Genomic DNA, 23,850 nt, shown 5'->3' on the forward strand with positions numbered 1-23,850 from the left:
AGCTTGAAAGTTGAGCTGGTGCTATTTACTCACTAAAAGCTGAGGCGACGATGGATGCTTTTTTAAGTTTTATTGATCATTGCTATATAACAAACAAATCATTAAAAAAGAAAACGATTTCCAAAAAAGTGCTAAAGAGGCTTTGATTTAAAATTTAAATGTACTATAGTAAAGCTAGAAAAGTTGAGTAATATGCTTGGTTTTTATGCAGTTGATTCTTTATTTCAAGTTAAAGATCTACAGTTAAAAGCAAACTTATACTTTTTTCTATCTCTCTCAATATGAGCAATCAATTGTGTTAAGAAGCAGTGGTCTGTTGCTGGCATTTGCGACAGTATTTTTACAGCTTGCGGTTTTTTTACAGCCGTTATTACCTGAGCAGTATCAAATTGCTCCGGTCTGTGAAGACATCACTCAAGCTTTATTGCGACCAACACATGCACATCTTCATCATGAGCAAGAATCTAGTTTTATTCATCACTATTTGCATTTAGATCAAGCCCAGCAAGCAAGCAGTTCAAGTCATGATCATCATGATATTAACCATCAATGTCAGTATTGTGTGGTATATGGCAATTTAGTGATGCCACCAGAAATTGGCGTAAAAGAAATCCTAGTGCGTATTCAAGTACGTTTAATGGCTTATGTTGAAAACTTTCAGCATGTCTATTTTCAATTACAACGCCTGTTTCTGATTCCTCAAGGGCGAGCCCCACCTGTAGTCTTTGCATAACACATTCACCGATCCATAGGTTTAGCATTTTTAAATAAAGGCTTTAAAGCCATGCGATCGTATTTCGAATTTATTGTGTAGAGAATGATCATGATTTTTCAAAATTTCCTCGATTTACAGGAAAGCAGCCTTTGCATGCTATTTTTAGCATTGTTTAAAAATACAGCAAAAAGAAAACAACAGATTGTACTGAATGTTCAGGCGTATGCTGAGTTTGTAAAACAAAAAATGTTTATCAATGTATTCAAAATTCAATCTTTACCAACTTTACCAATGAATAAGGTGATGTCATGGATCTAGGATTAACTGCTTTAGAATTGGCGCGTATTCAGTTTGCTTTTACTGTTTCTTTTCATATTATTTTTCCTTCAATTTCTATCGGACTTGCAAGCTTTTTAGCTGTGCTTGAATGGCGCTGGCTAAAAACTCAAAACCCTGTTTACCAAGATTTATTTAAATTTTGGGTGAAAATTTTTGCTGTCGCTTTTGGTATGGGCGTGGTTTCTGGTGTGGTGATGAGTTATCAGTTTGGAACAAACTGGAGTGAATTTTCACGTGTTGCAGGCTCTGTGACAGGCCCATTATTGGCTTATGAGGTATTGAGTGCATTTTTCTTAGAAGCTGGTTTCCTAGGCATTATGCTGTTTGGTTGGGGGCGGGTAGGTCCTCGAGCGCATTTCTTTGCAACTGCTATGGTGGCAATTGGTACTTGTATTTCAATGTTCTGGATTTTATCTTCAAACAGTTGGATGCAAACACCACAAGGCTTTAGCATCGAAAATGGAATTATCGTACCGCAAGATTGGTTTGCAATTGTGTTTAACCCCTCATTTCCTTATCGTTTAGCCCATATGGCTGCTGCAGCATTCCTTGTTTCAGCCTTGCTGGTGGCTGCAACTGCTGCGTGGCATTTATTGAAAGGACGCCGTGACGCGCTAATCAAAAAATCGTTCTCAATGGCATTGTGGATGATTCTGGTCCTTGCACCATTACAGGTTCTCATCGGCGATAATCACGGTTTAAATACCTTAAAACATCAGCCTGCTAAACTTGCAGCGATTGAAGGGCATTGGGAAACCAACAAAGGTGAGGGCATGCCGCTATATCTGTTTGGTATTCCAGATATGCAAGCAGAAGAAACCAAATATGCTATTGGTATTCCAAATCTTGGTAGCTTAATCATGACCCATACGCTGGATGGTGAGGTAAAAGGCTTAAAAGAGTTTGCCCCTGAAGATCGTCCTAATTCTACCGTGGTGTTCTGGAGTTTTAGAATCATGGTTGGAATGGGCATGTTGATGATTCTCCTCGCCTTGATGGCATTGTTTCTACGCAAAGGTGGCAAGCTTTATGAAAATAAATGGTTACATCGTTTTGCTTTTGCTATGGGACCATCAGGATTTATTGCCTTGCTTGCAGGTTGGTTTACCACAGAGGTTGGTCGTCAACCGTGGGTGGTATATGGAGTGATGCGAACCAAAGATGCTTTATCTCCTGTTTCTGCGGAACAAGTCGGCCTCACTTTAATTATTTTCGTTGTGGTGTATTGCATCGTATTTGGCATCGGCATTTACTATATGTTGAAATTGATGCACAAAGGTCCACAATTTATCTACGCCACACCAGAAAGTGTAGCGCATAGTGAAGAAGCGGTTATTTTGGCCTCTAAACGCCCATTGACGAGTGTTGAAGATAGCGTTGATTCCAATGAACAGGAGCGTAAATAATGATTGATTTATCTCTGATTTGGATTGTCATTATCGCCATTGGTGTATTCATCTATGTAGTACTAGATGGTTTTGATTTAGGTATTGGGATTTTATTTCCCTTTGTTAAAGATCAACACGAACGTGATGTGATGATGAACACTGTTGCACCTGTTTGGGATGGTAATGAAACCTGGATGGTACTCGGTGGTGCAGCGTTATATGCGGCATTTCCAATGGTCTATGCGACTGTATTATCCGCGTTATATATGCCAGTTATCCTTATGGTGATTGCTTTAATTTTCCGTGGTGTGGCTTTTGAGTTTCGTTTTAAAGCCAATCGAACCAAGCATTTATGGGACAAAGCATTTATTGGTGGATCAATTCTTGCCAGCTTTTTCCAAGGGATGATTCTTGGCGCATATATCCAAGGGATCAAAGTAGAAAACCATATGTATGCAGGTGGTGGTTTAGACTGGTTATCGCCGTTTACTGTGTTTACAGGTATTGGTGTTGTTGTACTTTACGCAGCACTCGGTTGTGGATGGTTAATTTTTAAAACTGAACTTGATTTACAAGATCGTATGTATCAGTTGATGCCTAAATTAATCGTTGCTTTGTTTGTCATCTTTGGCGCAGTCAGTATTTATACCCCGATGGCACATCCTGAAATTGCAGCACGCTGGTTTAGCCAACCACAATTGATGTATTTTAGTCCTGTACCAATAGTGGTGGTGCTGTTTACTTTCCTAGTACTTCGCGCATGTAAAAAGCGTTATGAACTGAGTCCATTCCTTTATACCTTGGCTTTGGTTTTCCTTGCTTATACTGGGTTTATCATCAGTTTGTGGCCTTATGTGATTCCGCCATCAGTGACTATCTGGGAAGCTGCCGCGCCACAGAGCAGTCAATTGTTTGCTTTAATTGGTGCATTGATTTTAATTCCAATTATTTTGATTTATACCGGGCTTTCGTATTGGGTGTTTCGAGACAAAGTTCGAATTGGTGATGAAGGGTATCACTAAGGTTAAACGTAGCATGTTTAGTCTTTTGGCTTGAGTGAAAAATAGCCTAAGCAAGATTAAACATGCAACATGGTAAAAATTTAAAGGTTTAAATGAGGTAAGCAAGTATGAAACTATCTCAAATGCAATGGTTTGTCGTGTTATGGCTAGGTGGATTTCTAACATTGGCGCTTATTGCTGGTTTTTTTAGAATGTTAATTCAATTAGCCTACTAAGGTTTTACTGAATAAAAAATGAGGAACTATGTTCCTCATTTTTTGTTTTTCATTAACTATTGAGATAATAGACTGAAATAAAAATATAAACCGCAGTAAAGGCAACAGTGACAATAATCGTAAAATAATAAAATAGCCTAAGCACAATTATAGGAATGCAATCTGATATTATCTTTTATAATGACATAAAAAGTACTTTATCTAATTTAAACTGGATTTTATGTCATGTTTGGATTATTTTCTGGCAAAGATTGATGACTAAACTCCGGCACACCCTAGCCAATGATTTTCATGATGCATAGTATAAATGGCTGGCATTGTTGAACTTTAGTTTTTGAGGATATCTAGATAGAAATAGGGTTCTAATTGACGAATTTCTGTGGGTTTAAGACCTGCATCTAAAAGGTATTTTTGTCTATTTTCGAGAACATCACGGACATCCTTAATACAATCTCTAGCTTGATCCAGGTTTAGTCCAAAGGCATTGCTACGACTGATAAGATTGTCATAGCTTCCAAACCGTCCATCATTGCCTAAAACCAGAGCATGTTCATTTGGAAATGAGCTTGGCATACCATGAGGTAAAACATCAAAAAGCGGGCTTAAAGCATAATGTTGCTTTTTCATGTCATACATTAAAAAACCATGATTTTTTAAATGATCGTCAGTATTGCTAATCATGACATTCAGCACCATACGCTTATAGAGTTCTTTTTGATTGCTGATAGCATCAAAACAAATCTGACTACAGACTTTGGCAATACTCATATAGGACATTTTAGGATCTCCTATACGAATTTTCTGAATATTGAGCAAACTATTGGCACTTATATAGTGTTTTTTACGTTCAGGGCAGTTTCGATCAAAGCGTTCAACTAAGAGAATAGGGCGGCCCGCACATTCTGTTAGTTCGGCATTACATGTATTGAGCCCCATGTCTCGTGCCATATTCAGCGAAGCATATTCAACTTTACAGGTATCAAACAAATCATCACTTTTATTAAATTTAGCAATCCATTCTTTATTTTTATACATCACAAGGGTTTTGGGTCTGGCTCCGCCCATTGAAGCCCCGTTATATAACAGCTTATTTAATTCGAGTTGCTCAAGTTTCATCTCAAACGGATCTCGTTTTTTTTCGATAAGTTCAGTAATTTGTATGAAGGTTTCTAATTCTGCATATTGGATGATATTTGAATTGTTTTTTATATGCGATTTAGACAAGCTTCCAACAATACAGCCGACTGAATTTCCTTGTGAAGCGAGTAACCATTCCAATTGATTTAATGGTGTTCTACGGTGTAAGGCATTGGTTAAGCGTTTACCCCAATTGTCTGGTGTTGCATCTGCAAGTACACCAAAACCATCTTTAGAAATAGTTTCATATGGTTTGTTATCAGACTGAAAGCTTAGATTAAGTGGATCTAAAGGGAAGGCATCTACACGTTGTAAGTATGATTGACCATAAAGAAAGCGATAAATCGGCTTTTCATAAGAATAGTGCGCAGCAATTGTTGGCTGGGAGCCTGTATCTATGAAAACATAACATCCTTTAACTTCATCCATGTTCATTTACCTATCAGAAATCATCACTAATCACAGACTGTTTTTTTAATCTTGCACGTACTGAACTATTACGATTTTCGAGTGCTAAGCCAACTTCATCCAACTCAGGATTCGCAAGTGAGCCTAGGGTATGTTCAAGGCCAAAGATTACTAAAACTGAAATCACATTTTTTAGGCTGATACTTGGATCACCTTTTTCCATACGTGAGATTGTTCGGTTATCTACATGAATGCGATTGGCCAAATCATGAATGGTCATATTACGTCGAAGTCGGGCTTTTTTGATATTCGTCCCAATTTGAGTCAACATGTCTTCCACACCATCAAGCATAAAATTATGCGCCGAAGTTCTCATAGCAACATCATCCAAAACATGACATAAAATGTATATTATCATGGTTAAGGTGGATTTTATGTCTTATTTTTATAATTTGAATTCAATGTATGAAATGTCGAATGGAATAGATAAGTGGCTTAATTTCACCTACTAGAATGAAGAAAATCATTAGAAATAGGGATGATCGTACGTGTGCGGCTTAACCGCATGCTAAATCCAATCGTTTATAAAATAGCCTAAGCAAAAATTTTAGAAATTTCTTCTCTTAAATAAATATGCCTAGAATTTTCATTTAGCGCACCGTGCCAATAAATTCCCATATTTAATACAGGTAGATCAATAGGATGCTCAAAAATATTGATACTTTGATCAACTTGTAAATGTGCCAGTATCTGCTTTGGGATGGTTAACATCGCATCAGGGTATTGTGCTAAAACTTGCAGGGCAGTTGAATAATGCTGACAACGCATAAAAATCTGACGACGAAATTGCGCTTGATTTAAATATATGTCCTCTAAAAGCAAACCAGTACGGCGTGAAGAAACACCGATATGAGGTGATGCAAAATACAGTTCAGAATTGATATTTGTATGCTGAGAACAAATCACAAAATGATCTTGAACCAAATTTTGATAATTAATTTTATCACCATAATTTTGTTCTAGATCAATGACAAAATCGACTTGTTGAGCAGCTAAATCAGCAATTACATTCTTGCGGTCAAGCTTGGTACTTAGAAACTGAATGGTTAAATTCAATTTTTGGAAATGGTGAATCAATTTGGGAAAAATAATCGGTTCAATTTCATCATGTATTGCAATGCGTAAGGTTTGTACTGAACTGGGATCAAACTGTTGTTTTTGTTTGGAGATATTTTGAAAAGCAAATAAAGCATTTTGTACAGATGGATAAATCTGTTCAGCAAAAGGTGTCGGCAGCATTTTACTCCCAGCGCGAACAAATAAATCATCTTGCAAATGCTGCCTAAGTCTTTGTAAAGCATGACTCGCAGCAGACTGAGTAATGCATAAAATCTTTGCCGCTTTTGAAATATTTCTTTGCTCATAAATGGTGATAAAAAGTGGGTATAAATTAATATCAATATGATTGAAAATCGACATATCAAGATTGGTTTTATTATGAATCATATTCATAGTGAGGTATTGAATTAAATCATTTGGTTCATAATAGGTTTTCAGCTAAGGTAAAGTAAAGAGTCACTATTCAAATATTTATCCATATATTTACAGGAAGATAAGCATGTTTGAACTTTCAGCACGTGCGCAAGAATTTGTAGAACGTACCAAAGCCTTTATTAAAAATGAAATTGAACCTGTAGAAGCTGATTTTTGGAATGAAGTCCATCATCTTAATCAAGGTGGTGATTGGACAAAATGGCAATGGCCAGCACAACTTGAAGTCCTGAAAAATAAAGCAAAAGCTGCTGGACTTTGGAACATGTTTCTACCAGATCCAGTATTGGGTGCAGGTTTATCTGTACAGGAATATGCCCATATTGCAGAACTGTCAGGCCGTAGTTTAATCGCACCCACAGTATTTAATTGTAATGCTCCAGATAGTGGCAATATGGAAGTGCTATGGCGTTATGGTTCAGATCAACAAAAACAACAATGGCTTAAGCCGTTATTAGAAGGAAAAATCCGTTCAGTATTTTGTATGACTGAACCAGCAGTTGCTTCATCGGACGCAACCAATATGCAGGCAACTGCAGTGGTAGATGGTGATGAAATTGTATTGAATGGTCGTAAATGGTGGTCTTCAGGTTTGGGAGATCCAAATGCGAAAATTATTATCTTTATGGCGCATACACCTGATGAAAGCAAAGATCGTCATCATCAACATTCCATGGTTTTAGTGCCTGTAGATACTCAAGGTGTGACCATTGAACGTATGTTACCCGTGTTTGGTGATTATGATGCGCCACATGGGCACGGCGAAATTAGTTTTAATCAAGTTCGTGTACCTGTAAGTAATTTTATTGGTGGTGCTGGACAAGGGTTTGAAATTGCACAAGGGCGTCTAGGTCCGGGTCGTATTCATCATTGTATGCGATGCATTGGTGCTGCTGAAAAAGCATTAGAATTAATGATTGATCGAGGAATGAGTCGAACTGCTTTTGGTAAAGAAGTGCTTAAATTAGGTGGAAATTTAGAACGTGTGGCAGATGCTCGTGTTGCGATTGATCAAGCACGACTGTTAACCCTGTATGCGGCGTATAAAATGGATACTCAAGGGACTATGGCTGCGCTTACCGAGATTTCAGCCATTAAAGTTGTTGCACCTTCAGTTCTTGAAAAAGTAGTTGATATGGCCATTCAAATTCATGGTGGCATGGGCGTATCACGAGATACACCTTTAACAGGATTCTTTGCTCAAGCCCGCAGTTTACGTTTAGCGGATGGCCCAGATGAAGTGCATAAAGGGATGATTGCAAAATTAGAATTAAAAAAACGAGGTTATGGCTCGCGTAAAAAATAACAATTTGCTGATAAAAAATAACTGCTTTATGTTAGAGGTGTTATATATAAAGTAGTGAGCAAATGAAGTTTTTAGTTAAAAGTATCATTCTTTATAGATGTATGGTTTAAAACATAAGATTCAGGGAAATAATATGTCAGTCATTGATATTGGTGGAAATATACGTGAAGGAGAGGAGTTGGACATTCGTGCTGTCGGAAATTGGCTCATTGAAAATGGATCTGAAATTTCAGGCAATGTAGAAGTGACTCAATATTCTGGTGGAGCTTCAAACTGGACCTATCGGTTAAAATATGACAATGCTGATTTAATTTTACGTCGTCCACCCAAAGGGACAAAGGCGAAATCTGCACATGATATGGCGCGTGAATATCATGTACAAAAATGGCTTGCACCATACTACCCAGTTCTTCCTGAAATGGTCGCACTGTGTCAGGATGAATCCGTAATCGGTTGTGACTTCTATGTGATGAAACGCATTGAAGGGATTATTCCACGTGCCAAACTGCCCCCTGAACTGAATTTTACTCAACAGCAAGTGCATGAATTGTGTATTAATGTCTTGGACAAGCTGATTGAATTACATCAAGTTCCATATCAAGGCACCGAACTAGAAAAACTTGGAAAAGGTGATGGGTATTGCCGTCGTCAGGTTGAAGGTTGGGATGCACGTTATGAAAAGGCGCACACCATCAATGTGCCGAGTTTTAAATTTGTACGTAAATGGCTTAATGAAAATATTCCTGCTGACTCAAACACGTGTTTGATTCACAATGATTGGCGTTTTGATAATGTCATTCTTGACCCTAAAAACCCAACCCAAGTGATTGGTGTATTGGATTGGGAAATGGCAACCATTGGTGATCCTCTCATGGATTTAGGTTCTGCTTTGGCCTATTGGGTGGAAGATACAGACAATCAAATTTTTAAATCAACCCGTCGCCAGCCTACACATTTAAAAGGGATGCTTACCCGTAAAGAAGTGGTTGAATATTATTTAGAAAAAACCGGATTAAAACCAGATAATTGGGCATTCTACGAAGTATTTGGTATTTTCCGTTTAGCTGTAATCGCACAGCAAATTTATTATCGTTACTATCATAAACAAACAGATAATCCTGCTTTTAAAGATTTTTGGATTGTGATTCATGCCTTACATATTCGTGCCTTAAAGCTCATCGGTATACAAAAAATTGAAGCCAATGAAGTTGCACAGAAATATCTTGAAAAATTTAAGGAAATTTTAGGAAAATGACCACAATCTACCTCGTTCGTCATGGACAAGCGTCATTTGGTGCAGAGAGTTATGACAAACTTTCACCCAATGGCGAGTTACAAGCCAAACTACTGGGTCAATATCTCGATAAAATTTTGAAAGAAGAGCCTTATGTGGTTGCAGGTTCAATGTTACGCCATCAGCAAACAGCAAGTTTTGCTTTGGCTGAAAGTTTTTCTGATGCTCAAATTGTGACGGACCATCATTGGAATGAATTTAACCATCAACAAGTTTTTGCTCAATATGATCCGCGTTTTAATCAACCGCATCTACTTAAACAGGATGTTGCCAAAGAAAAAAGTCCACGTGCCTATTTGGCAAAAATTTTTGAAGGGGCAATTGACCGTTGGACTGGTGGTGAATATCACCATGAGTATGACGAATCTTGGCCAGATTTTAAAAACCGTGTAGAAACGGCCTTACAGAATTTATGTGATGAGCTGGTAAAAACCAACCCTCGCTATGCAATTGTATTTACTTCTGGCGGTGTTATTTCAGTTGTTGCAGGAAAACTCTTGGAGTTAAGCGCCAATAAAACCTTTGCATTGAATTGGGCAATTGCCAATACCAGTTTAACCACATTACGACTGGTGGGAAATGAACCGCAATTATTGAGCTTGAATGAACATCATTTTATTAAGGCTGAAGATCCGCAACTATTGACGTGGATTTAAAGTCGCACTTTTAGAAATATAAAAACAGTTTAAGGAATTTGTCATGGCAAAAACAATTTTAATCACAGGCGCAAGTTCTGGAATCGGTGCAGGAATGGCACGAGAATTTGCGCAAAAAGGTTATAACTTAGCCGTCTGTGCGCGTCGTTTAGAGCGTTTAGAAAGCTTAAAACAAGAGTTGGAGTCTAAATATGGTATCAAAGTGATTGCCAAAACTTTAGATGTGACTAACTATGAGCAAGTTTTTCAAGTCTTTCGAGCATTTAAGCAGGACTTTGGTAAGCTTGATCGTATTATCGTCAATGCAGGTGTTGGTGATGGTCGTCGTATTGGCAATGGTAAATTTGAGATTAACCGTGCAACTGTAGAAACCAATTTTATTTCTGCATTGGCACAGTGTGAAGCTGCTGTTGAAATATTTCGTGAACAAAAGTTTGGTCATCTGGTTGTGATTTCTTCTATGAGTGCACTTCGTGGTATGCCTAAACACTTGACCGCGTATGGCGCAAGTAAAGCGGGTGTAGCTGCTTTAGCGGAGGGGATACGTGCTGAGTTAATTGACACGAAAATTAAAGTTTCTACGATTTTCCCTGGTTATATTCGTACTGAAATTAATGAAGGGGCAAAAAAACTGCCGTTTGAGGTCGATGTTGAAACAGGTTCTTATTTATTGGTTAAAGCAATTGAAAAACAACCTGTTAAAGCTTATGTACCACAATGGCCTTGGTTACCGATAGGACTAGCCATGAAAATATTGCCATTAAAAATTGTGAATAAACTCGGTTGAGCTTTATTTAGTTTTAAAAGACCCAGTAAGGGTCTTTTTTATTGCAATGCATAGATAAAGCTTTAAAATCTAACTGGATAAAAAATAATGAGAATTTTAACATGTTTATCGTAGTGGGTTTTTTCCTAACCAGCTTTTTAGTTTTTCTTGCGCGTATCTTGTATCTCTTCTTTTTTGAAAAGCACTGTGAAATTCAACAATGCCTGATGCAAATCGATGATATTCAAAAGTTAATGTATCTTGGTATTATTTTAATCGGGACCTATAATGCCTATTTGATGAGCAAAAGCAGAAAGTATGCGGTTTTAGTTTTTGAATTTATTGGTACATTCATATTTGCTTTTGCCTTAAATTTTGTTGATTTAGCCCAATAGCAACTTGGCCATACAATTAAGTAAAATCGACATTGAACTTTATGATTTTAATATTGCGACAAACTATATCTGACTCTGACTGATTTTGAGATAGCTTTGTTGGATTGGTATTCAAATATGCTTTTAAAAATCTCTACCATTGTTCTCGTTCCCGCATTAATCCTTCAAGGTTATCGCGTCAAGAAAAATACACCCCGATTAGCTGAACCTCAAGGATTGCGAAAAGGTGTTATAGGACAAGGAAAAGCACTATCTATTTTAATTTTGGGTGACTCTGCTGCCGCAGGTGTGGGGGTTGAAGATCAACGTGAAGCCTTATTGGGGTGTTTACTCGATGAATTAACCTCTAATTTTGAAGTCACTTATCAATTAGAAGCGAAAACAGGAGATAGCACCTTAGAAATTTTGCAAAGAACCAAGCAATTAGACAATCAGCAGTTTGATGTTGTGATTACATCGGTTGGAGTAAACGATGTCACAAAACTTATTTCACCACAAAAATGGATTCAGCAACAAAAGGGGCTTTATACAGAAATTGAAGCTAAGTTTTTACCAAAGATGATTTTAGTCACGGGTGTTCCCCCAATGAATCTGTTTCCAGCATTACCAAATCCACTGGGATGGCTGTTTGGGCAGTATTCGAGTGCAATGAATCAGAAGTTAGCCCAATTCATCGAAAATAAAATCAATTATCAATTGATTCGTTTTGACTTAGCCCATTTTAAAACTTTAAATTTACAAATGGCACGTGATGGTTTTCACCCAAGTCAGGAAATTTATCAAATTTGGGCAAAACAAATTTCACAGTGTATTTTTAGCAAATTCATGTGATAAAATTAAGCAAATTCAAAAAGAACATAAAATATGAATTATTACCCGAAAACTCTCTATTAGGTTTTAACTACCTAATGAGAGAAATATGGATAAGCTTAAACACCTTAAACAACAATACGTAAAAGTTGTTAAGAAAGGTTTAACTGGCGATTATGATGATGAAATTTTTCCAAATCGCCAAGATATTTGGTATCGCCACTACAGTGTTAAACAAGAAAAAAGTAGTTTTTTCTTGCACGAGATTGAGTATAAATCCTATCCTCTTAAACTAAGACGTAGACGTGGTAGGGCATTGATGTGCTCTTGGACGAATGAACATCCACCTTTTTTTTGCTATGGTGGAAAAAACTGGAAACATCATTCAAAAAGAAAACATCAATACTACTGTGAAAAGAAATAAAAATAGGGGAGTGTGTAAGTTCCTTATTTTTATTTAGATACCAAGAATTTAAATTATTTATATAAAACAAATATTTAATCTAAATTTTTTAAAAAATTGTAAGCGCTAAAACTTGATAAATGACCATCACTATTTTGTATCTTTACACTGAATATTTTCTTTTTCTTTGTAATAGTTTAAAGCAATATCTAAGTCTGAAAGTAATTTAGCTTCAGTATAGTTCTCTGGATTCAATTTAAGTAAATTTGGCATGTAATTCGATTTGTATTCTTTAGGATAATCTTGACATACGATTCTGGTCTTATCATCCAATGTTGTATTTGGATCATCAAGTTGATCAAGATATTTACTAATCATTTCATCTGATTGTTCAAATTGTGCAGTGAGGGTTGGTCGATCTGTTTGCGCAGTTGTATGCTGCTCAGGCTCTTTATTGCAAGCAGACAGGGCAATGATCAAGAATAATGCTGTAAAAAGTTTAATGTTCATAACGAATTGATTTTTAATGTTAAGAAAAAGTTTTCGGTTGTATAAAATCAGTTAATATTTAGATAAATCTTAAAGAACCTTAACTATCAAATATATTACCGAGATATGCAATGATTTTTATTACCATATCTTGAAATTGTTACAAATTCAAGATATTTAATGATTTTATTTGAAATTTCCGATTAAAAACAGCACATCGCCACGTTTTGTATTTTTTATATAGGGTGGAATTGACGCAACGACTTTTATTAGCGCTAAGAATATTGATTAAAGCTCTGTTATATATGAAATTTCTAGTAATTTTTTAAAATCAGTAATCACAGCAGAAATAAAGAATTGACCCTTCATAAAGAGATTTGATGCAAAATAGTTTTGTCGGAATGTTGTTAAAATTTATTTAAAAATAATAGCTTAGTGGTCAAGTTGAAAAAATCAGCTAATGTGTTGTGTTAAATAAATTTTTTGTAAGGTTTATTTCTGATCTCAACCTGAGTATCTTATCCCCAAAATATTAAGAGGGTATTTCATGAAAAAATTATTCATTATTGCTTTAACAACCTTAGCATCAAGTTTCTCCTTTGCAGAGAACTTACAGTGTGAAAAAAGCTATGAAATTTTTAATAAGCAAGGGGACAAGGAAATAGAAATACTAAAAAATGGTTCACTTGATGATGTGATCAGTTATTATGACCAGATTGAATATGATCGAAAACTTAAACCTAAGCATCAAGGACTGACTTTTTCTTCAGGCGAATGGATCAGCGATGCTGAGTACAGAAAAGACATTCAATTACAGCAAGATTTAGCCAAAGATGGATCTTATAAAAATATAGATTCTACATTTTTAAAACCAAAATTAAATTATATTTCAAGTGTAGGCGAAGTTTGTGTTGTGCCTATACAATCACAAGATGAACTATTCAAAAAAAGTATGCAGACTGAAGCTGACATAATTTTTATACGCGATATTCAAACTAATGAATGGAGAAGATTTATCTATTTTGGAATTGAAGATAAAAAAGACTTTAATGAGTTTTTCCCTGATTTTCCTAAAAATGTAAAGCTTGCTCAAATGTTAATAGATAACAAAAATTTTGCAGAGAGCACTTCTGAATTTGGTTTGTTAATGCTTGAAGAGATGGGTGTTGAGATCACAGCTGAGATGAAGGAAATGATGAGAAATCAAACAGAGCCTTTTAGAGTTAAGTTAAGCGCGAATGGCTACTGATTTTATTGTGTAAGTTGTATTTAAACCACCTGCGGGTGGTTTTATTGAATAAGCACAACAATCGATTAAGTTGGTTAATTAAAAGAAAATGGATAAATTTACGATTTAAAATCTTTAATATAAAATTAGAAACAACTACCCATGCTTAGCAAGTAAAAATGTTAAGATAACAGTATAATTCTTAGATTATTTCTTATTTATAAATGACTGATATCGAAATAGAAACCCACCCACTTAAACCATTTCTTCCTTCAAATGCTAAGCTGTTGATGCTTGGTAGCTTTCCGCCACCTCAAAGTAGATGGAAGATGAATTTTTATTATCCGAATTATCAAAATGATATGTGGCGGATTTTTGGGCTCATTTTCTTTGAAAATAAAAACCACTTTTTAGATTTACCCAATAAAAATTTTAAAGAACAACGCATCCGTGAGTTCTTAATCGAAACAGGCATCGCAATTTTTGACACGGCGTATCAAGTTATTCGCTTAAAAGGGAATGCTTCAGATAAATTCCTACAGATTAAAACCCCCACAGACCTATCACAGCTTTTAACGCAAATTCCTGAATGTAAAAATATTATGACTACGGGAGATAAGGCAACAGATACCCTGATGTTATCTATGCCTCAAGAAATTGAAAAGCCACAGATAGGTAAATCCTCAAAAGCCATATTTGCTGGACGAGACATACGTTTATATCGCATGCCTTCTTCATCAAGAGCGTATCCATTAGCACTGGATAAGAAGGCAGAGGCATATAAGAACTTATTTAAAGAAATAGGCTTACTTTAAGTAAGTTTAAAACTCATAATTTGGCATCATAGTTGGGTATTGAACCCATTTAAAATAAGTCATGTTAAAATCTCGAACATAAATCCAACTAGAAAATTAGACCACACAACCGCTCCCTTTAGTCAATGAGAGTACTTTGTAAGCTGTTTGATCATTACTAATTCTTCAGCAGTGGCGATATCTAGTTCACCAATTTCGATAATTAAACGAACAACAGGGAAATCTGAAAATTTACCTAGAATCATAGATTTTAACCAAAAAAACGATTGCTATTCACAGTTTATAAGTACGCTTTGTTATGGTTAGAAATGTTTTCTTTAAATGATTCACTATAACTATCGAAAAATAATTCAGTTTGATTTTTTTCAGAATATGGCTCGTATAGTCGTTATATTGAGTTGCCCCAATTGATCGAAAGTTGTAATCGAACCATGCATTGAGGCAGGTTGAACAGTTGAAGTGGTTTTTATTATTTTTTGGTAAAGCTGGTAATCCAGCATGTTTTTTCCTTCTTAAAGCGTCCACATTTTGAATAAAATTAGCAAAATAAACCATATTAGTAACTGACTTTTTTGTTCTAGCTTAGGCATTTATTCCCTTATATTTAATTAAATCGATATACACATATAGTTAATAAATGCTTAAACCTTATCATTTTCTATGCAAATCGTTTTGCCAACGTAACACAGATCACAACTGCAAAACAAACAACAATCATCGCAAAACTTACGTGTTCACCCAATAGAACTGCTGAAAGCATTAAACCAATAAATGGTTGTACCAATTGAATTTGTCCAACTTTGGCAATTCCGCCCAACGCTAAGCCTTTGTACCAAAAAATAAAACCAATCAACATACTAAACAGTGATACATAGATTAAACCAATGGTTTCTGGCCAATGGATATTTGCAAAGGTTGCAGGTAAGTAATATAGACTTGAGATGAGCATCAAGGGTAATGCAACTACTAAAGCCCAACAAATCACTTGCCATCCACCCAATTCTCTTGAAAGCTTTCCACCTTCGGCATAACCCAGTCCACAAACGACAATTGATGCAAGCATGTAGAGATCACCCACACTAAAACTTAAATTACGGTTTTCATAAAACATAAATCCAACCACAATCGCACTGCCAATTAAAGCAAATAACCAAAATTGTGTAGCAGGTTTTTCCCCCCCGCGTAAAACTGCAAAAATTGCAGTCGATAAAGGCAATAGACCAACAAAGACAATGGCATGTGCAGAAGAAACTGTTTGTAAAGCTAAGGCCGTAAATAATGGAAAACCAATCACCACACCTAAAGCAACAATAACCAATGATTTAAATTGGACAAAAGAGGGTTTTGATTGCTGTAAAATAAACAGGCAGATTAAAGCAATACTTCCTGCAATGGCTGCTCGAGCTGTGGTTAAAAATTCTGGACTAAATCCCATGACAGCTATACGTGTTGCGGGTAAAGAGCCAGCAAAAATTGCTACACCAATAAAACCATTCAGCCAGCCAATATTTGTTTTATCCATCATCAATTACTCAGTAAATTTATGATTATTTAAGCGCTATTTACTGGAAATATATATGTACACTGCAGTACAATTTTAAAGAACTGTTATGCTATTTTTACCAGTACAATTCTATTCAATCTAACAAATTTTCTCGTATTTCTTATTTTTTAAATATATGGTTTATAAATGGCAAAAACTAAAATTGAACAAACAGTGCTGATGATTAAAAATCAAATTTCCAATAAAAGTTTAATTGCAGGTTCACGCTTACCTTCAGTTCGTCAGTTTGCTATACAAACAAACTGTTCTGTTTCCACGATCGTTGAAGCCTATGCCAGATTAGTTGCGGAAGGTGTTTTAGAATCTCGTCTTGGTTCTGGTTATTATGTGTTAGGTAAAGCAGAACCAATGCAAATGATTGACACTGAAATACAGTATCAACGTGAAATAGATCCATTGTGGATTTCAAGGCAGTCGTTAGAGGCGAAGATTGATGTGCTAAAACCGGGTTGTGGTTGGTTACCCACCACTTGGATGCCTGAACAATCGATCCGTAAAGCGTTAAAACAAGCTGCCAAGTCTGAAATCAGCATGCTCACTGATTATGCAACACCGCATGGACATTTGGAGTTGCGTAAATTTATTGCCAGAAAAAAAGAATTGTATGATTTAAAATTTAAACTGAATCAAATTCTTATTACTGACTCAGCAACGCAATCCATTGATTTAATTTTCAGACATTTACTTAGAGCCGGCGATGTGATTTTGATCGATGATCCTTGCTATTTTAATTTCCGCGCCTTGATTAAGGCACATCATTTAAAAGCCGTTCCAATTCCGTTTACAGAACTGGGACCAGACGTAGAAAAATTTGAACAAGCACTGAATTTAAAGCCAAAAATCTATTTAACCAATTCAGGGATCCATAATCCAACAGGGGCCACGATTTCGCTACAAAAGGTTTATCAAATTTCTAAGCTGGTTGAGAAAACTGATTTATTGATTATTGAAGATGAAATTTTTGCTGATTTTGAATATACACCAGCACCACGTTATGCTTCATTAGCAGGTTTTAAGCATGTCATTCAAATTGGCAGTTTTACCAAAACTCTTTCAGCAGCGATTCGTTGCGGTTATATCATTGCAGAATCTGAGCTGATTGATCAATTGATCGATTTAAGAATTGCGACCAACTTTAGCAATAGTCACTTAAATTCAGAAATTATTTATCAGGCTTTAATGGACAGCAGTTATCCTAAACATTTAGATTGGTTAAAGAAACATTTGCTGAAAGTCAGCAATGAAATGATGCAAAAGTTGGGGCAACTCGGTATAAAACCGTGGATTGTTCCAACAGCGGGGATTTTTTTATGGTGCAAATTACCAGATGGTATACAAGCTGCAGAATTATCAAAGTTATGTCTCAAACAGGGCGTAATTCTAGCACCAGGTAATTCATTTAGCCAAGCTGAAAATGCAGGACAGTTTATGCGCTTTAATGTTGCACAATGTGTAGATAAAAAAGTTTTTGATATCTTAGCAATTTCTATTCAGCAGTTAAAAATAAATAACTTACAAAGTTAGCGAAAATCCTTTTCCCTATTGCTTTAAAATATGGGTAAATAGTAAGCAAATTTATATTGATTTCAGTGGAATAATTATAATGAGTGTTCAGGATGTACCGAGTCCAATTGATTTGAAAAACCCGCAAGATGCTTTGCAATGGGCAAATGATGCCAATGAAAAACGACCTTGGCGTTATGATTTTTTTGATTATTATGTGAATTTAATTCAAAAAGCAGCCAGAGAGAAACAGCATCAAACTGATCAAAACGCACAGTTCAATATTTTAGAAATAGGTTCAGGTCCTGGTTTTCTAGCAAAACATTTACTCAGTCATTGCCTTGAGATTAAATATACGGCGCTAGATTTCTCTGATGCAATGAACGAGCTTTCCAAAAGTAAGCTACTTTCTTTTGAGCTAGACCGGGCGCAATATCTGATTGCTGATTTTAAAAATGAAGATTGGCGTGATCAGCTTGGACAGTATGATGCAATCATTATTCATCAAGCTTTACATGAGTTACGCCATAAAAGCTATGCAAATCAATTTCATCAACAAGTGAAAACGCTATTAAAAAGTGATGCGATGTACTTGGTCTGTGACCATGTTTTTGCGTCGGACGCGATGAGCGATAGTGACTTATTTATGTCGAAACATGAACATTTCCAAAGCTTAAAATATGCGGGCTTTACTGACATAGAATTGGTTAAAGAGATCAAAGGTCTCTGTTTATTCGAATGTTATTTATAATAATGATGTTTTAGCGAATTAGTATGCTATTTGTCATTACACTAAACTTACATCATCCATTCAAGTGGTAAATATGACACACTGTACATAATAAATCGTTGGAATCGTGTAGTTTCAGGATCAACTTTATATTCGATCACATTGCCATCAACACGATGATCTAACCAGATTAGCTCACCTTGTGAATTAAGTTTTAACTCATAAGCAACCCTCAATAGGGTTTGATCCAATAGATTTGAAATTTGTTCTTGTAAAGGATCTGACTGAACGATCAGTCCAACTTCAGTATTGATATTGAATGATCTTGGATCTAGGTTAAATGAGCCAATAAAGACTCTGTCATCAATATTGATAAATTTTGCATGCAAACTCGATTTATTTTTGCCTTTTTTTGGAATGATATTTCCTGTGAGGACCTCATACCAAGTACGGCGGTTACGTTCTATATAAGGTTTAAATTCATAAAGCTTAGCTCCGCCTTTAAGCAGGTCAACTCGATACTTTTGATAAAACGCATGGACAAGCGCAACATCATTTGCCATAAAAGAGTTGGTTAGAATTCTCACTTTGACATTTTGTTTAGGGAATTGGTTAATAAAATTCGTTCCATTTTTTGTAGGAACGAAATAAGCAGCAATCAAATCCATTTCTTGTTCAGGATCACCCAAATGCTGGTGAATTTGATGTGAAATTAATTCATTGCCGCGCGCTTGTCCTAAACTTTTCTTTGGAGAATCTGCTAAAAAATCGGCATAAGCCCAATTGATTTTATTTTGATTAAGCTCATTGGCAAGTTCTTTCTGCTCAAGATTTACCTTTTCATCTGCTGTATGTTCAGCTTGTTCAAGTCGTTCAAAGCTTTTTCGTAAAGTTAATAAATCTTGTTCAGAACCTTTATGAATAAATTGATCAATGGGATAGGTGAGTTGAAAATTCCAAAAGTCGGTAAAAACTTCATTTGCACGATTAACCGCTTTACCAAAAAATAAAATATCCATATCGGTAAATTGGAAAGATTCACTAGCATCAAAATATTCACTGCTAATATTTCGTCCGCCTGTTACAGCAATTGCGCCATCAGCAATAATTAATTTATTGTGCATTCGATGGTTTATTCTGTTCATTCTAAAAATATAATCCATTACACGAAAGTGCCGAAATTTATAAGGATTGTATAATTTGATCGAAATGTTTGGATGTGTCAGCAATGCACTTAATTGTCGATCTATTTTTGTTCCATTTTGATCATCAATCAATAGTCGGACTTTTACACCGCGATCAGCAGCTTTTAGCAACTCGTGTAGCATTAAATTGCCAATAAAATCATCCGCCCAAATATAATATTGTAAATCAAGAGTATATTTGGCTTTTCGAATCAGATGGATACGTGACGCGATACTTTGGAAAGCATCATTCATGGCTAAATATGCAGTTAGCCCTTGAGTAAGCATTTGTTTTGCTTGAGGCTCATTGATCCAATGATCTGCATATACTTTAACTTGTTGTTCTTGTTCTGGTTGATTCATAGGTAAACTGTATCCAGTGATTGAAAAAGCCAAAATAACCAAGGCAAGTGAAGTCTTTGAATGATTCATTCTTTCAATGAGTACTTTAAATTTTACTAAATCATATCATTAAGTTAATGGTTGAATCTGTAAATAGAAAAAGGTTACTGTAGTCCAACTGTTAAAACACAAACCTATTAGGATATTTAGCTATGAAATCACGTGCTGCTGTTGCATTTGGTCCAGGAAAACCTTTAGAAATTGTGGAAATTGATGTTGCTCCTCCACAAAAAGGCGAAGTCCTTGTTAAAATTACCCATACAGGGGTTTGTCATACAGATGCATTTACTTTATCAGGTGATGATCCAGAAGGTGTATTTCCAGCAATTTTAGGCCATGAAGGGGCTGGTATTGTTGTTGAAGTTGGTGAAGGTGTAACTTCAGTGAAACCGGGGGATCATGTGATTCCTCTATATACGGCAGAATGTGGTGAATGCTTATTCTGTAAATCAGGCAAAACTAACCTATGTACAGCCGTTCGTGCTACACAAGGTAAAGGGGTTATGCCTGATGGAACGACACGTTTTTCTTATAATGGTGAACCGATTTATCACTATATGGGTTGTTCAACTTTTAGTGAATATACGGTTGTTGCTGAAGTTTCATTGGCTAAAATTAACCCAGAAGCAAATCCTGAACATGTTTGTTTACTGGGTTGTGGTGTAACGACAGGGATTGGTGCAGTCCATAACACGGCAAAAGTACAAGAAGGCGATTCAGTTGCTGTATTTGGTTTAGGTGGTATTGGTTTGGCTGTTGTACAAGGTGCGCGCCAAGCGAAAGCAGGCCGTATCATTGTTGTTGATACCAATCCGGAAAAATTTAAATTGGCAGAAGAGTTTGGTGCGACTGATTTTGTCAATCCAAAAGACTATGACAAACCTGTTCAAGAAGTGATTGTTGAAATGACAGGCTGGGGTGTAGACCATTCATTTGAATGTATCGGTAATGTCAATGTGATGCGTTCAGCGCTTGAATGTGCTCATCGTGGTTGGGGACAATCAGTCATCATTGGTGTAGCAGGTGCAGGTCAAGAAATTTCAACCCGTCCGTTCCAGCTTGTGACTGGTCGTACATGGAAAGGAACTGCATTTGGTGGGGTAAAAGGCCGTACACAATTGCCGGGTATGGTTGAAGATGCGATGAAAGGTGATATTCAACTTGCACCATTTGTTACCCATACAATGGGCTTAGATAAAATTAATGAAGCATTTGATTTAATGCATGAAGGTAAATCAATCCGTACGGTGATTAATTTTTAAGCTTAAATATTTAGAACTACCAAAAACCAGTGATAAATCATGAATCACTGGTTTTTATTTGCATGATAAATGTATGAGTTTTATATATTAATTTTCTAAGCTTATCTTTTTTTGTTATGTTATGGCTTTAAAGCAAAAAATCAAAATAGGTCGTCTTATGAAAAATGTTGCAATTTTAGGTCTTGGTATCATGGCTTTAACTGTATCAGCATGCTCTTCGCTTCAAACCAATTCAACGGAAGATCAAACAGCGCAAAACACTCAAACCACATGTGTTGCTGAACGTGCGACTCAGTTGATTGGACAAAATGATATGTCTGAAGCGAAAATTAAGCAGCTTACACAGGCATCAATCGTACGTAAAGTTGCGCCAAATCAAGGTGTAACCATGGATTATCGTATTGAACGTGTGACGGTAACAGTAGATCCTGCGACCAAAAAAATTACCCAAGCGGCTTGTGGTTAATGACACAAATTTAAGTATTAAATGATTGAATAAATACTGATTTATTCAATCATTACCATTTAACTCAGTAAATATTTCTCATCTATTCCACTTTGAACAACAAAACAATCATCATGAGAAACCAGAATGACAGCACCTTTAAATTGCTGAATGGCATGTGCAAGTAATTCTCGTGACTCGATGTCTAAGTGATTTTCAGGTTCATCCAATAGCAATAAATCTATATTTTGATGATTGTGACTTATTCCCAGTAATGCAACTTTGAGTTTTTCACCGCCACTGAGTTGGCCCAATTTTAAGAGTGCTTTTTCACGGCGGATCCGCAGTTGACCTAATAAATTTCGCCATTCAACCTCTGGCAGATCTGGATTAAATTCAGCTAAATTCTCGATCACAGAAAGATCATCATTGAGCAAACTAAAATTTTGATCCAAATATAAGCTTTGTCCTATAAAGAAAATTTCAGTACATTGTGATTGATCAATTATTTTTAATAGGGTGGATTTACCCACGCCATTCGCACCTTTAAGCTGGATTTTTTCACCGGCTTGGAGTGACAAATTTATTTTCTGTGTTGTAGCATAAGGCAATTGTAAATCGTGAATTCTTAATATTTCACCTTGCTTAAATGATTGAAATTGAAAGTGAAATCGTTGTGGTTTAATTTTTTCTAAAGCTGTTTGTTTCTCCTGTAAATTGCTTTGTGTTTCATCAGCTTGGCGAATTTGCTGTGCACGTAATTTCCCAAAACTTTGCCCAGCTTGCTCTTTTTTAAAATCCAGAAGAATCTTGGCTTGAGAGTTCGAGTCACGCAATTGAGCACCTTTACGTTGACGTTTTTGTGCTTTCATTAAACTCTCGTTCTGTTGTTGCTTTAACTGTTTAAATTCACGTTTTTCTTGTTGAATAGACTGAGTTAATGCATGGACTTGTTGTTGGTGCTGTTTAAAATAATCTGCATAATTGCCCTTAACATGCTGTAAACCATTTGCGGTTAAAGCATAAATATGCTGAACTTGATTTAGCAATTGAAGATCATGACTAATAATACAAACCCCCGCTTTATGTGACTGAATCGATTCAATTAGCCATTTTCTTGCCATGGCATCTAAATGATTACTTGGCTCATCTAAAAGTAGATAATGATCTTGTTTTAGAAATAAGCGACACAAAGCCAGCTTAGTTTTTTGACCTTCACTTAAGGATTTAACAGGAAAATTTAAATCAAGCGGCAGTTGTGCATTGCTTAAAATTTGTTGCCATTTTTGTGGTAAATCCCAACAGTTTTCAACCAAATCATAATCTTCAAAACTGGCACTACTATTTTCAATACGCTCAAAAGCATTGTGTAGATGAGTAATATCTAAAGCTTCAGCTATGGTTTTGGCATTTAATCGTTGTAATTGTGCTAAATAATCATGTTGGATATGCCACGCAATTTGACCTGAATAGGCTAAATCTGAATGCTGTTGTAAGTGTAATAATTTAAAAAGTAATGATTTTCCCAAACCATTACGGCCAATCACAGCAGAAGTTTGCCCTGGAAAAAGCACAAAATTCAGTTGAGTAAACATTGTTTGAGTGGGAAATGCCAAACTCAAATTTGAAATGATACATGCTTGTTGCATTAAATGATCCTCATATAGAGGATGCACAAAATAGTATGTAATAAAAGCTTTAAATAACAGTAGATTATTTAATTTATCGTAAAGAAAGTATCAGAACCAAAAGATAAGTGTAGCCTTGAGTAGAATCTATTTTGCACATCAAAAATTAAATAAATAATGATGAGAAAATGACTT

General features: G+C 35.8%; 25 protein-coding genes. 18 read left to right on the forward strand and 7 right to left on the reverse strand.

The genetic code is table 11. The features are described 5' to 3' along the window. Positions 1 to 295 precede the first annotated feature (295 nt). From ACG9ZL_RS13825 to ACG9ZL_RS13845, 5 genes are all read left to right on the forward strand, one after another. Entirely contained in the window at positions 296 to 733 is a 438-nt protein-coding gene (locus tag ACG9ZL_RS13825; RefSeq protein ID WP_004720578.1) for a DUF2946 domain-containing protein, read from the forward strand. Positions 734 to 823: 90 nt separating this feature from the next. Continuing rightward, a complete protein-coding gene (locus ACG9ZL_RS13830; protein ID WP_336951280.1) occupies positions 824 to 1,033 on the forward strand; it encodes a hypothetical protein in 210 nt (69 codons plus the stop codon). Beyond that, positions 1,024 to 2,460: a cytochrome ubiquinol oxidase subunit I gene (locus ACG9ZL_RS13835; protein WP_419329125.1), complete on the forward strand. Its 1,437-nt coding sequence runs from the start codon at positions 1,024 to 1,026 to the stop codon at positions 2,458 to 2,460. Before ACG9ZL_RS13830 ends, ACG9ZL_RS13835 begins: the two co-directional genes overlap by 10 nt. Next, positions 2,460 to 3,464 carry a cytochrome d ubiquinol oxidase subunit II gene (cydB, locus tag ACG9ZL_RS13840; protein WP_419360433.1) on the forward strand — a complete coding sequence of 335 codons (1,005 nt, stop codon included), beginning with the start codon at positions 2,460 to 2,462 and terminating at the stop codon, positions 3,462 to 3,464. Before ACG9ZL_RS13835 ends, cydB begins: the two co-directional genes overlap by 1 nt. Positions 3,465 to 3,571: 107 nt before the next feature. Then, positions 3,572 to 3,679: a DUF2474 domain-containing protein gene (locus ACG9ZL_RS13845; RefSeq protein ID WP_419360435.1), complete on the forward strand. Its 108-nt coding sequence runs from the start codon at positions 3,572 to 3,574 to the stop codon at positions 3,677 to 3,679. Between the two features lie 327 nt (positions 3,680 to 4,006). Here ACG9ZL_RS13845 and ACG9ZL_RS13850 read toward each other — a convergent pair whose 3' ends face one another. The 3 genes from ACG9ZL_RS13850 to ACG9ZL_RS13860 all read right to left on the reverse strand — a co-directional run bounded on the left by ACG9ZL_RS13850 (position 4,007) and on the right by ACG9ZL_RS13860 (position 6,736). Then, a complete protein-coding gene (locus tag ACG9ZL_RS13850; protein ID WP_419360436.1) occupies positions 4,007 to 5,245 on the reverse strand; it encodes a type II toxin-antitoxin system HipA family toxin in 1,239 nt (412 codons plus the stop codon). Positions 5,246 to 5,258: 13 nt separating this feature from the next. Next, complete coding sequence (locus tag ACG9ZL_RS13855) at positions 5,259 to 5,600, reverse strand: helix-turn-helix transcriptional regulator (RefSeq protein WP_419329127.1); 342 nt, start codon at positions 5,598 to 5,600, stop codon at positions 5,259 to 5,261. A 218-nt stretch (positions 5,601 to 5,818) separates the two neighbouring features. Continuing rightward, the gene (locus ACG9ZL_RS13860; protein ID WP_105712666.1) at positions 5,819 to 6,736 is read right to left on the reverse strand and encodes a LysR family transcriptional regulator; all 918 of its coding nucleotides are present in this window, start codon (positions 6,734 to 6,736) and stop codon (positions 5,819 to 5,821) included. A 106-nt stretch (positions 6,737 to 6,842) separates the two neighbouring features. On the opposite strand from ACG9ZL_RS13860, the gene ACG9ZL_RS13865 reads away from it, so the two are divergent. From ACG9ZL_RS13865 to ACG9ZL_RS13895, 7 genes are all read left to right on the forward strand, one after another. After that, positions 6,843 to 8,081 carry an acyl-CoA dehydrogenase family protein gene (locus tag ACG9ZL_RS13865; RefSeq protein ID WP_004821461.1) on the forward strand — a complete coding sequence of 413 codons (1,239 nt, stop codon included), beginning with the start codon at positions 6,843 to 6,845 and terminating at the stop codon, positions 8,079 to 8,081. Positions 8,082 to 8,214: 133 nt separating this feature from the next. Beyond that, a complete protein-coding gene (locus tag ACG9ZL_RS13870) occupies positions 8,215 to 9,336 on the forward strand; it encodes a phosphotransferase family protein (protein ID WP_262780219.1) in 1,122 nt (373 codons plus the stop codon). After that, positions 9,333 to 10,031 (forward strand): histidine phosphatase family protein, encoded by a 699-nt coding sequence (locus ACG9ZL_RS13875; RefSeq protein WP_419328875.1) that lies wholly within the window; start codon positions 9,333 to 9,335, stop codon positions 10,029 to 10,031. The genes ACG9ZL_RS13870 and ACG9ZL_RS13875 overlap by 4 nt, the downstream gene beginning before the upstream one ends. A gap of 43 nt (positions 10,032 to 10,074) precedes the next feature. Then, positions 10,075 to 10,818, forward strand: a complete 744-nt coding sequence (locus tag ACG9ZL_RS13880; RefSeq protein ID WP_419360439.1) for an SDR family oxidoreductase — start codon at positions 10,075 to 10,077, stop codon at positions 10,816 to 10,818. 101 nt (positions 10,819 to 10,919) lie between these two features. Continuing rightward, entirely contained in the window at positions 10,920 to 11,192 is a 273-nt protein-coding gene (locus ACG9ZL_RS13885) for a hypothetical protein (protein WP_336951264.1), read from the forward strand. Positions 11,193 to 11,309: 117 nt separating this feature from the next. Then, positions 11,310 to 12,023, forward strand: a complete 714-nt coding sequence (locus tag ACG9ZL_RS13890) for an SGNH/GDSL hydrolase family protein (RefSeq protein ID WP_419360441.1) — start codon at positions 11,310 to 11,312, stop codon at positions 12,021 to 12,023. An 88-nt stretch (positions 12,024 to 12,111) separates the two neighbouring features. Next, entirely contained in the window at positions 12,112 to 12,426 is a 315-nt protein-coding gene (locus ACG9ZL_RS13895; protein ID WP_419360442.1) for a hypothetical protein, read from the forward strand. Positions 12,427 to 12,555: 129 nt separating this feature from the next. On the opposite strand, the gene ACG9ZL_RS13900 is transcribed toward ACG9ZL_RS13895, so the two are convergent. Then, a complete protein-coding gene (locus ACG9ZL_RS13900) occupies positions 12,556 to 12,915 on the reverse strand; it encodes a hypothetical protein (protein ID WP_419360444.1) in 360 nt (119 codons plus the stop codon). A gap of 526 nt (positions 12,916 to 13,441) precedes the next feature. Between ACG9ZL_RS13900 and ACG9ZL_RS13905 the strand changes: the two genes are divergently transcribed. Together ACG9ZL_RS13905 and ACG9ZL_RS13910 are read left to right on the forward strand one after the other, a co-directional pair. Next, on the forward strand, positions 13,442 to 14,143 hold the full coding sequence (locus ACG9ZL_RS13905) for a hypothetical protein (protein WP_419360446.1): 702 nt from the start codon (positions 13,442 to 13,444) through the stop codon (positions 14,141 to 14,143). Positions 14,144 to 14,346: 203 nt separating this feature from the next. After that, a complete protein-coding gene (locus ACG9ZL_RS13910; protein WP_419360447.1) occupies positions 14,347 to 14,937 on the forward strand; it encodes a uracil-DNA glycosylase family protein in 591 nt (196 codons plus the stop codon). A gap of 658 nt (positions 14,938 to 15,595) precedes the next feature. Here the strand turns inward: ACG9ZL_RS13910 and ACG9ZL_RS13915 are convergent. Then, complete coding sequence (locus ACG9ZL_RS13915; RefSeq protein WP_419360472.1) at positions 15,596 to 16,459, reverse strand: DMT family transporter; 864 nt, start codon at positions 16,457 to 16,459, stop codon at positions 15,596 to 15,598. Between the two features lie 168 nt (positions 16,460 to 16,627). Between ACG9ZL_RS13915 and ACG9ZL_RS13920 the strand changes: the two genes are divergently transcribed. Together ACG9ZL_RS13920 and ACG9ZL_RS13925 are read left to right on the forward strand one after the other, a co-directional pair. Then, positions 16,628 to 18,025, forward strand: a complete 1,398-nt coding sequence (locus ACG9ZL_RS13920) for an aminotransferase-like domain-containing protein (RefSeq protein WP_419360448.1) — start codon at positions 16,628 to 16,630, stop codon at positions 18,023 to 18,025. 79 nt (positions 18,026 to 18,104) lie between these two features. Continuing rightward, entirely contained in the window at positions 18,105 to 18,755 is a 651-nt protein-coding gene (locus ACG9ZL_RS13925) for a class I SAM-dependent methyltransferase (RefSeq protein WP_419360450.1), read from the forward strand. 47 nt (positions 18,756 to 18,802) lie between these two features. Here the strand turns inward: ACG9ZL_RS13925 and ACG9ZL_RS13930 are convergent, their stop codons facing one another. Continuing rightward, entirely contained in the window at positions 18,803 to 20,281 is a 1,479-nt protein-coding gene (locus ACG9ZL_RS13930; protein ID WP_336951251.1) for a phospholipase D family protein, read from the reverse strand. 191 nt (positions 20,282 to 20,472) lie between these two features. On the opposite strand from ACG9ZL_RS13930, the gene ACG9ZL_RS13935 reads away from it, so the two are divergent. Continuing rightward, a complete protein-coding gene (locus ACG9ZL_RS13935; RefSeq protein WP_004821485.1) occupies positions 20,473 to 21,582 on the forward strand; it encodes an S-(hydroxymethyl)glutathione dehydrogenase/class III alcohol dehydrogenase in 1,110 nt (369 codons plus the stop codon). Between the two features lie 157 nt (positions 21,583 to 21,739). Next, positions 21,740 to 22,048 carry an I78 family peptidase inhibitor gene (locus ACG9ZL_RS13940; protein WP_336951249.1) on the forward strand — a complete coding sequence of 103 codons (309 nt, stop codon included), beginning with the start codon at positions 21,740 to 21,742 and terminating at the stop codon, positions 22,046 to 22,048. A 59-nt stretch (positions 22,049 to 22,107) separates the two neighbouring features. On the opposite strand, the gene ACG9ZL_RS13945 is transcribed toward ACG9ZL_RS13940, so the two are convergent. Then, positions 22,108 to 23,676, reverse strand: coding sequence for an ATP-binding cassette domain-containing protein (locus ACG9ZL_RS13945; RefSeq protein ID WP_419360452.1), 1,569 nt, complete (start codon positions 23,674 to 23,676; stop codon positions 22,108 to 22,110). Positions 23,677 to 23,850: the final 174 nt, after the last annotated feature.

The organism is Acinetobacter legionensis (assembly GCF_048551735.1).
Lineage (GTDB): Bacteria > Pseudomonadota > Gammaproteobacteria > Pseudomonadales > Moraxellaceae > Acinetobacter.

Excerpts from the sequence above, each read along its gene's own strand:
- ACG9ZL_RS13830 (WP_336951280.1), top strand. The coding sequence starts at position 824 with ATGATTTTTCAAAATTTCCTCGATTTACAGGAAAGCAGCCTTTGCATG.
- ACG9ZL_RS13835 (WP_419329125.1), top strand. The coding sequence starts at position 1,024 with ATGGATCTAGGATTAACTGCTTTAGAATTGGCGCGTATTCAGTTTGCT.
- cydB (WP_419360433.1), top strand. The coding sequence starts at position 2,460 with ATGATTGATTTATCTCTGATTTGGATTGTCATTATCGCCATTGGTGTA.
- ACG9ZL_RS13845 (WP_419360435.1), top strand. The coding sequence starts at position 3,572 with ATGAAACTATCTCAAATGCAATGGTTTGTCGTGTTATGGCTAGGTGGA.
- ACG9ZL_RS13850 (WP_419360436.1), bottom strand. The coding sequence starts at position 5,245 with ATGGATGAAGTTAAAGGATGTTATGTTTTCATAGATACAGGCTCCCAG.
- ACG9ZL_RS13855 (WP_419329127.1), bottom strand. The coding sequence starts at position 5,600 with ATGAGAACTTCGGCGCATAATTTTATGCTTGATGGTGTGGAAGACATG.
- ACG9ZL_RS13860 (WP_105712666.1), bottom strand. The coding sequence starts at position 6,736 with ATGAATATGATTCATAATAAAACCAATCTTGATATGTCGATTTTCAAT.
- ACG9ZL_RS13865 (WP_004821461.1), top strand. The coding sequence starts at position 6,843 with ATGTTTGAACTTTCAGCACGTGCGCAAGAATTTGTAGAACGTACCAAA.
- ACG9ZL_RS13870 (WP_262780219.1), top strand. The coding sequence starts at position 8,215 with ATGTCAGTCATTGATATTGGTGGAAATATACGTGAAGGAGAGGAGTTG.
- ACG9ZL_RS13875 (WP_419328875.1), top strand. The coding sequence starts at position 9,333 with ATGACCACAATCTACCTCGTTCGTCATGGACAAGCGTCATTTGGTGCA.
- ACG9ZL_RS13880 (WP_419360439.1), top strand. The coding sequence starts at position 10,075 with ATGGCAAAAACAATTTTAATCACAGGCGCAAGTTCTGGAATCGGTGCA.
- ACG9ZL_RS13885 (WP_336951264.1), top strand. The coding sequence starts at position 10,920 with ATGTTTATCGTAGTGGGTTTTTTCCTAACCAGCTTTTTAGTTTTTCTT.
- ACG9ZL_RS13890 (WP_419360441.1), top strand. The coding sequence starts at position 11,310 with ATGCTTTTAAAAATCTCTACCATTGTTCTCGTTCCCGCATTAATCCTT.
- ACG9ZL_RS13895 (WP_419360442.1), top strand. The coding sequence starts at position 12,112 with ATGGATAAGCTTAAACACCTTAAACAACAATACGTAAAAGTTGTTAAG.
- ACG9ZL_RS13900 (WP_419360444.1), bottom strand. The coding sequence starts at position 12,915 with ATGAACATTAAACTTTTTACAGCATTATTCTTGATCATTGCCCTGTCT.
- ACG9ZL_RS13905 (WP_419360446.1), top strand. The coding sequence starts at position 13,442 with ATGAAAAAATTATTCATTATTGCTTTAACAACCTTAGCATCAAGTTTC.
- ACG9ZL_RS13910 (WP_419360447.1), top strand. The coding sequence starts at position 14,347 with ATGACTGATATCGAAATAGAAACCCACCCACTTAAACCATTTCTTCCT.
- ACG9ZL_RS13915 (WP_419360472.1), bottom strand. The coding sequence starts at position 16,459 with ATGGATAAAACAAATATTGGCTGGCTGAATGGTTTTATTGGTGTAGCA.
- ACG9ZL_RS13920 (WP_419360448.1), top strand. The coding sequence starts at position 16,628 with ATGGCAAAAACTAAAATTGAACAAACAGTGCTGATGATTAAAAATCAA.
- ACG9ZL_RS13925 (WP_419360450.1), top strand. The coding sequence starts at position 18,105 with ATGAGTGTTCAGGATGTACCGAGTCCAATTGATTTGAAAAACCCGCAA.
- ACG9ZL_RS13930 (WP_336951251.1), bottom strand. The coding sequence starts at position 20,281 with ATGAATCAACCAGAACAAGAACAACAAGTTAAAGTATATGCAGATCAT.
- ACG9ZL_RS13935 (WP_004821485.1), top strand. The coding sequence starts at position 20,473 with ATGAAATCACGTGCTGCTGTTGCATTTGGTCCAGGAAAACCTTTAGAA.
- ACG9ZL_RS13940 (WP_336951249.1), top strand. The coding sequence starts at position 21,740 with ATGAAAAATGTTGCAATTTTAGGTCTTGGTATCATGGCTTTAACTGTA.
- ACG9ZL_RS13945 (WP_419360452.1), bottom strand. The coding sequence starts at position 23,676 with ATGCAACAAGCATGTATCATTTCAAATTTGAGTTTGGCATTTCCCACT.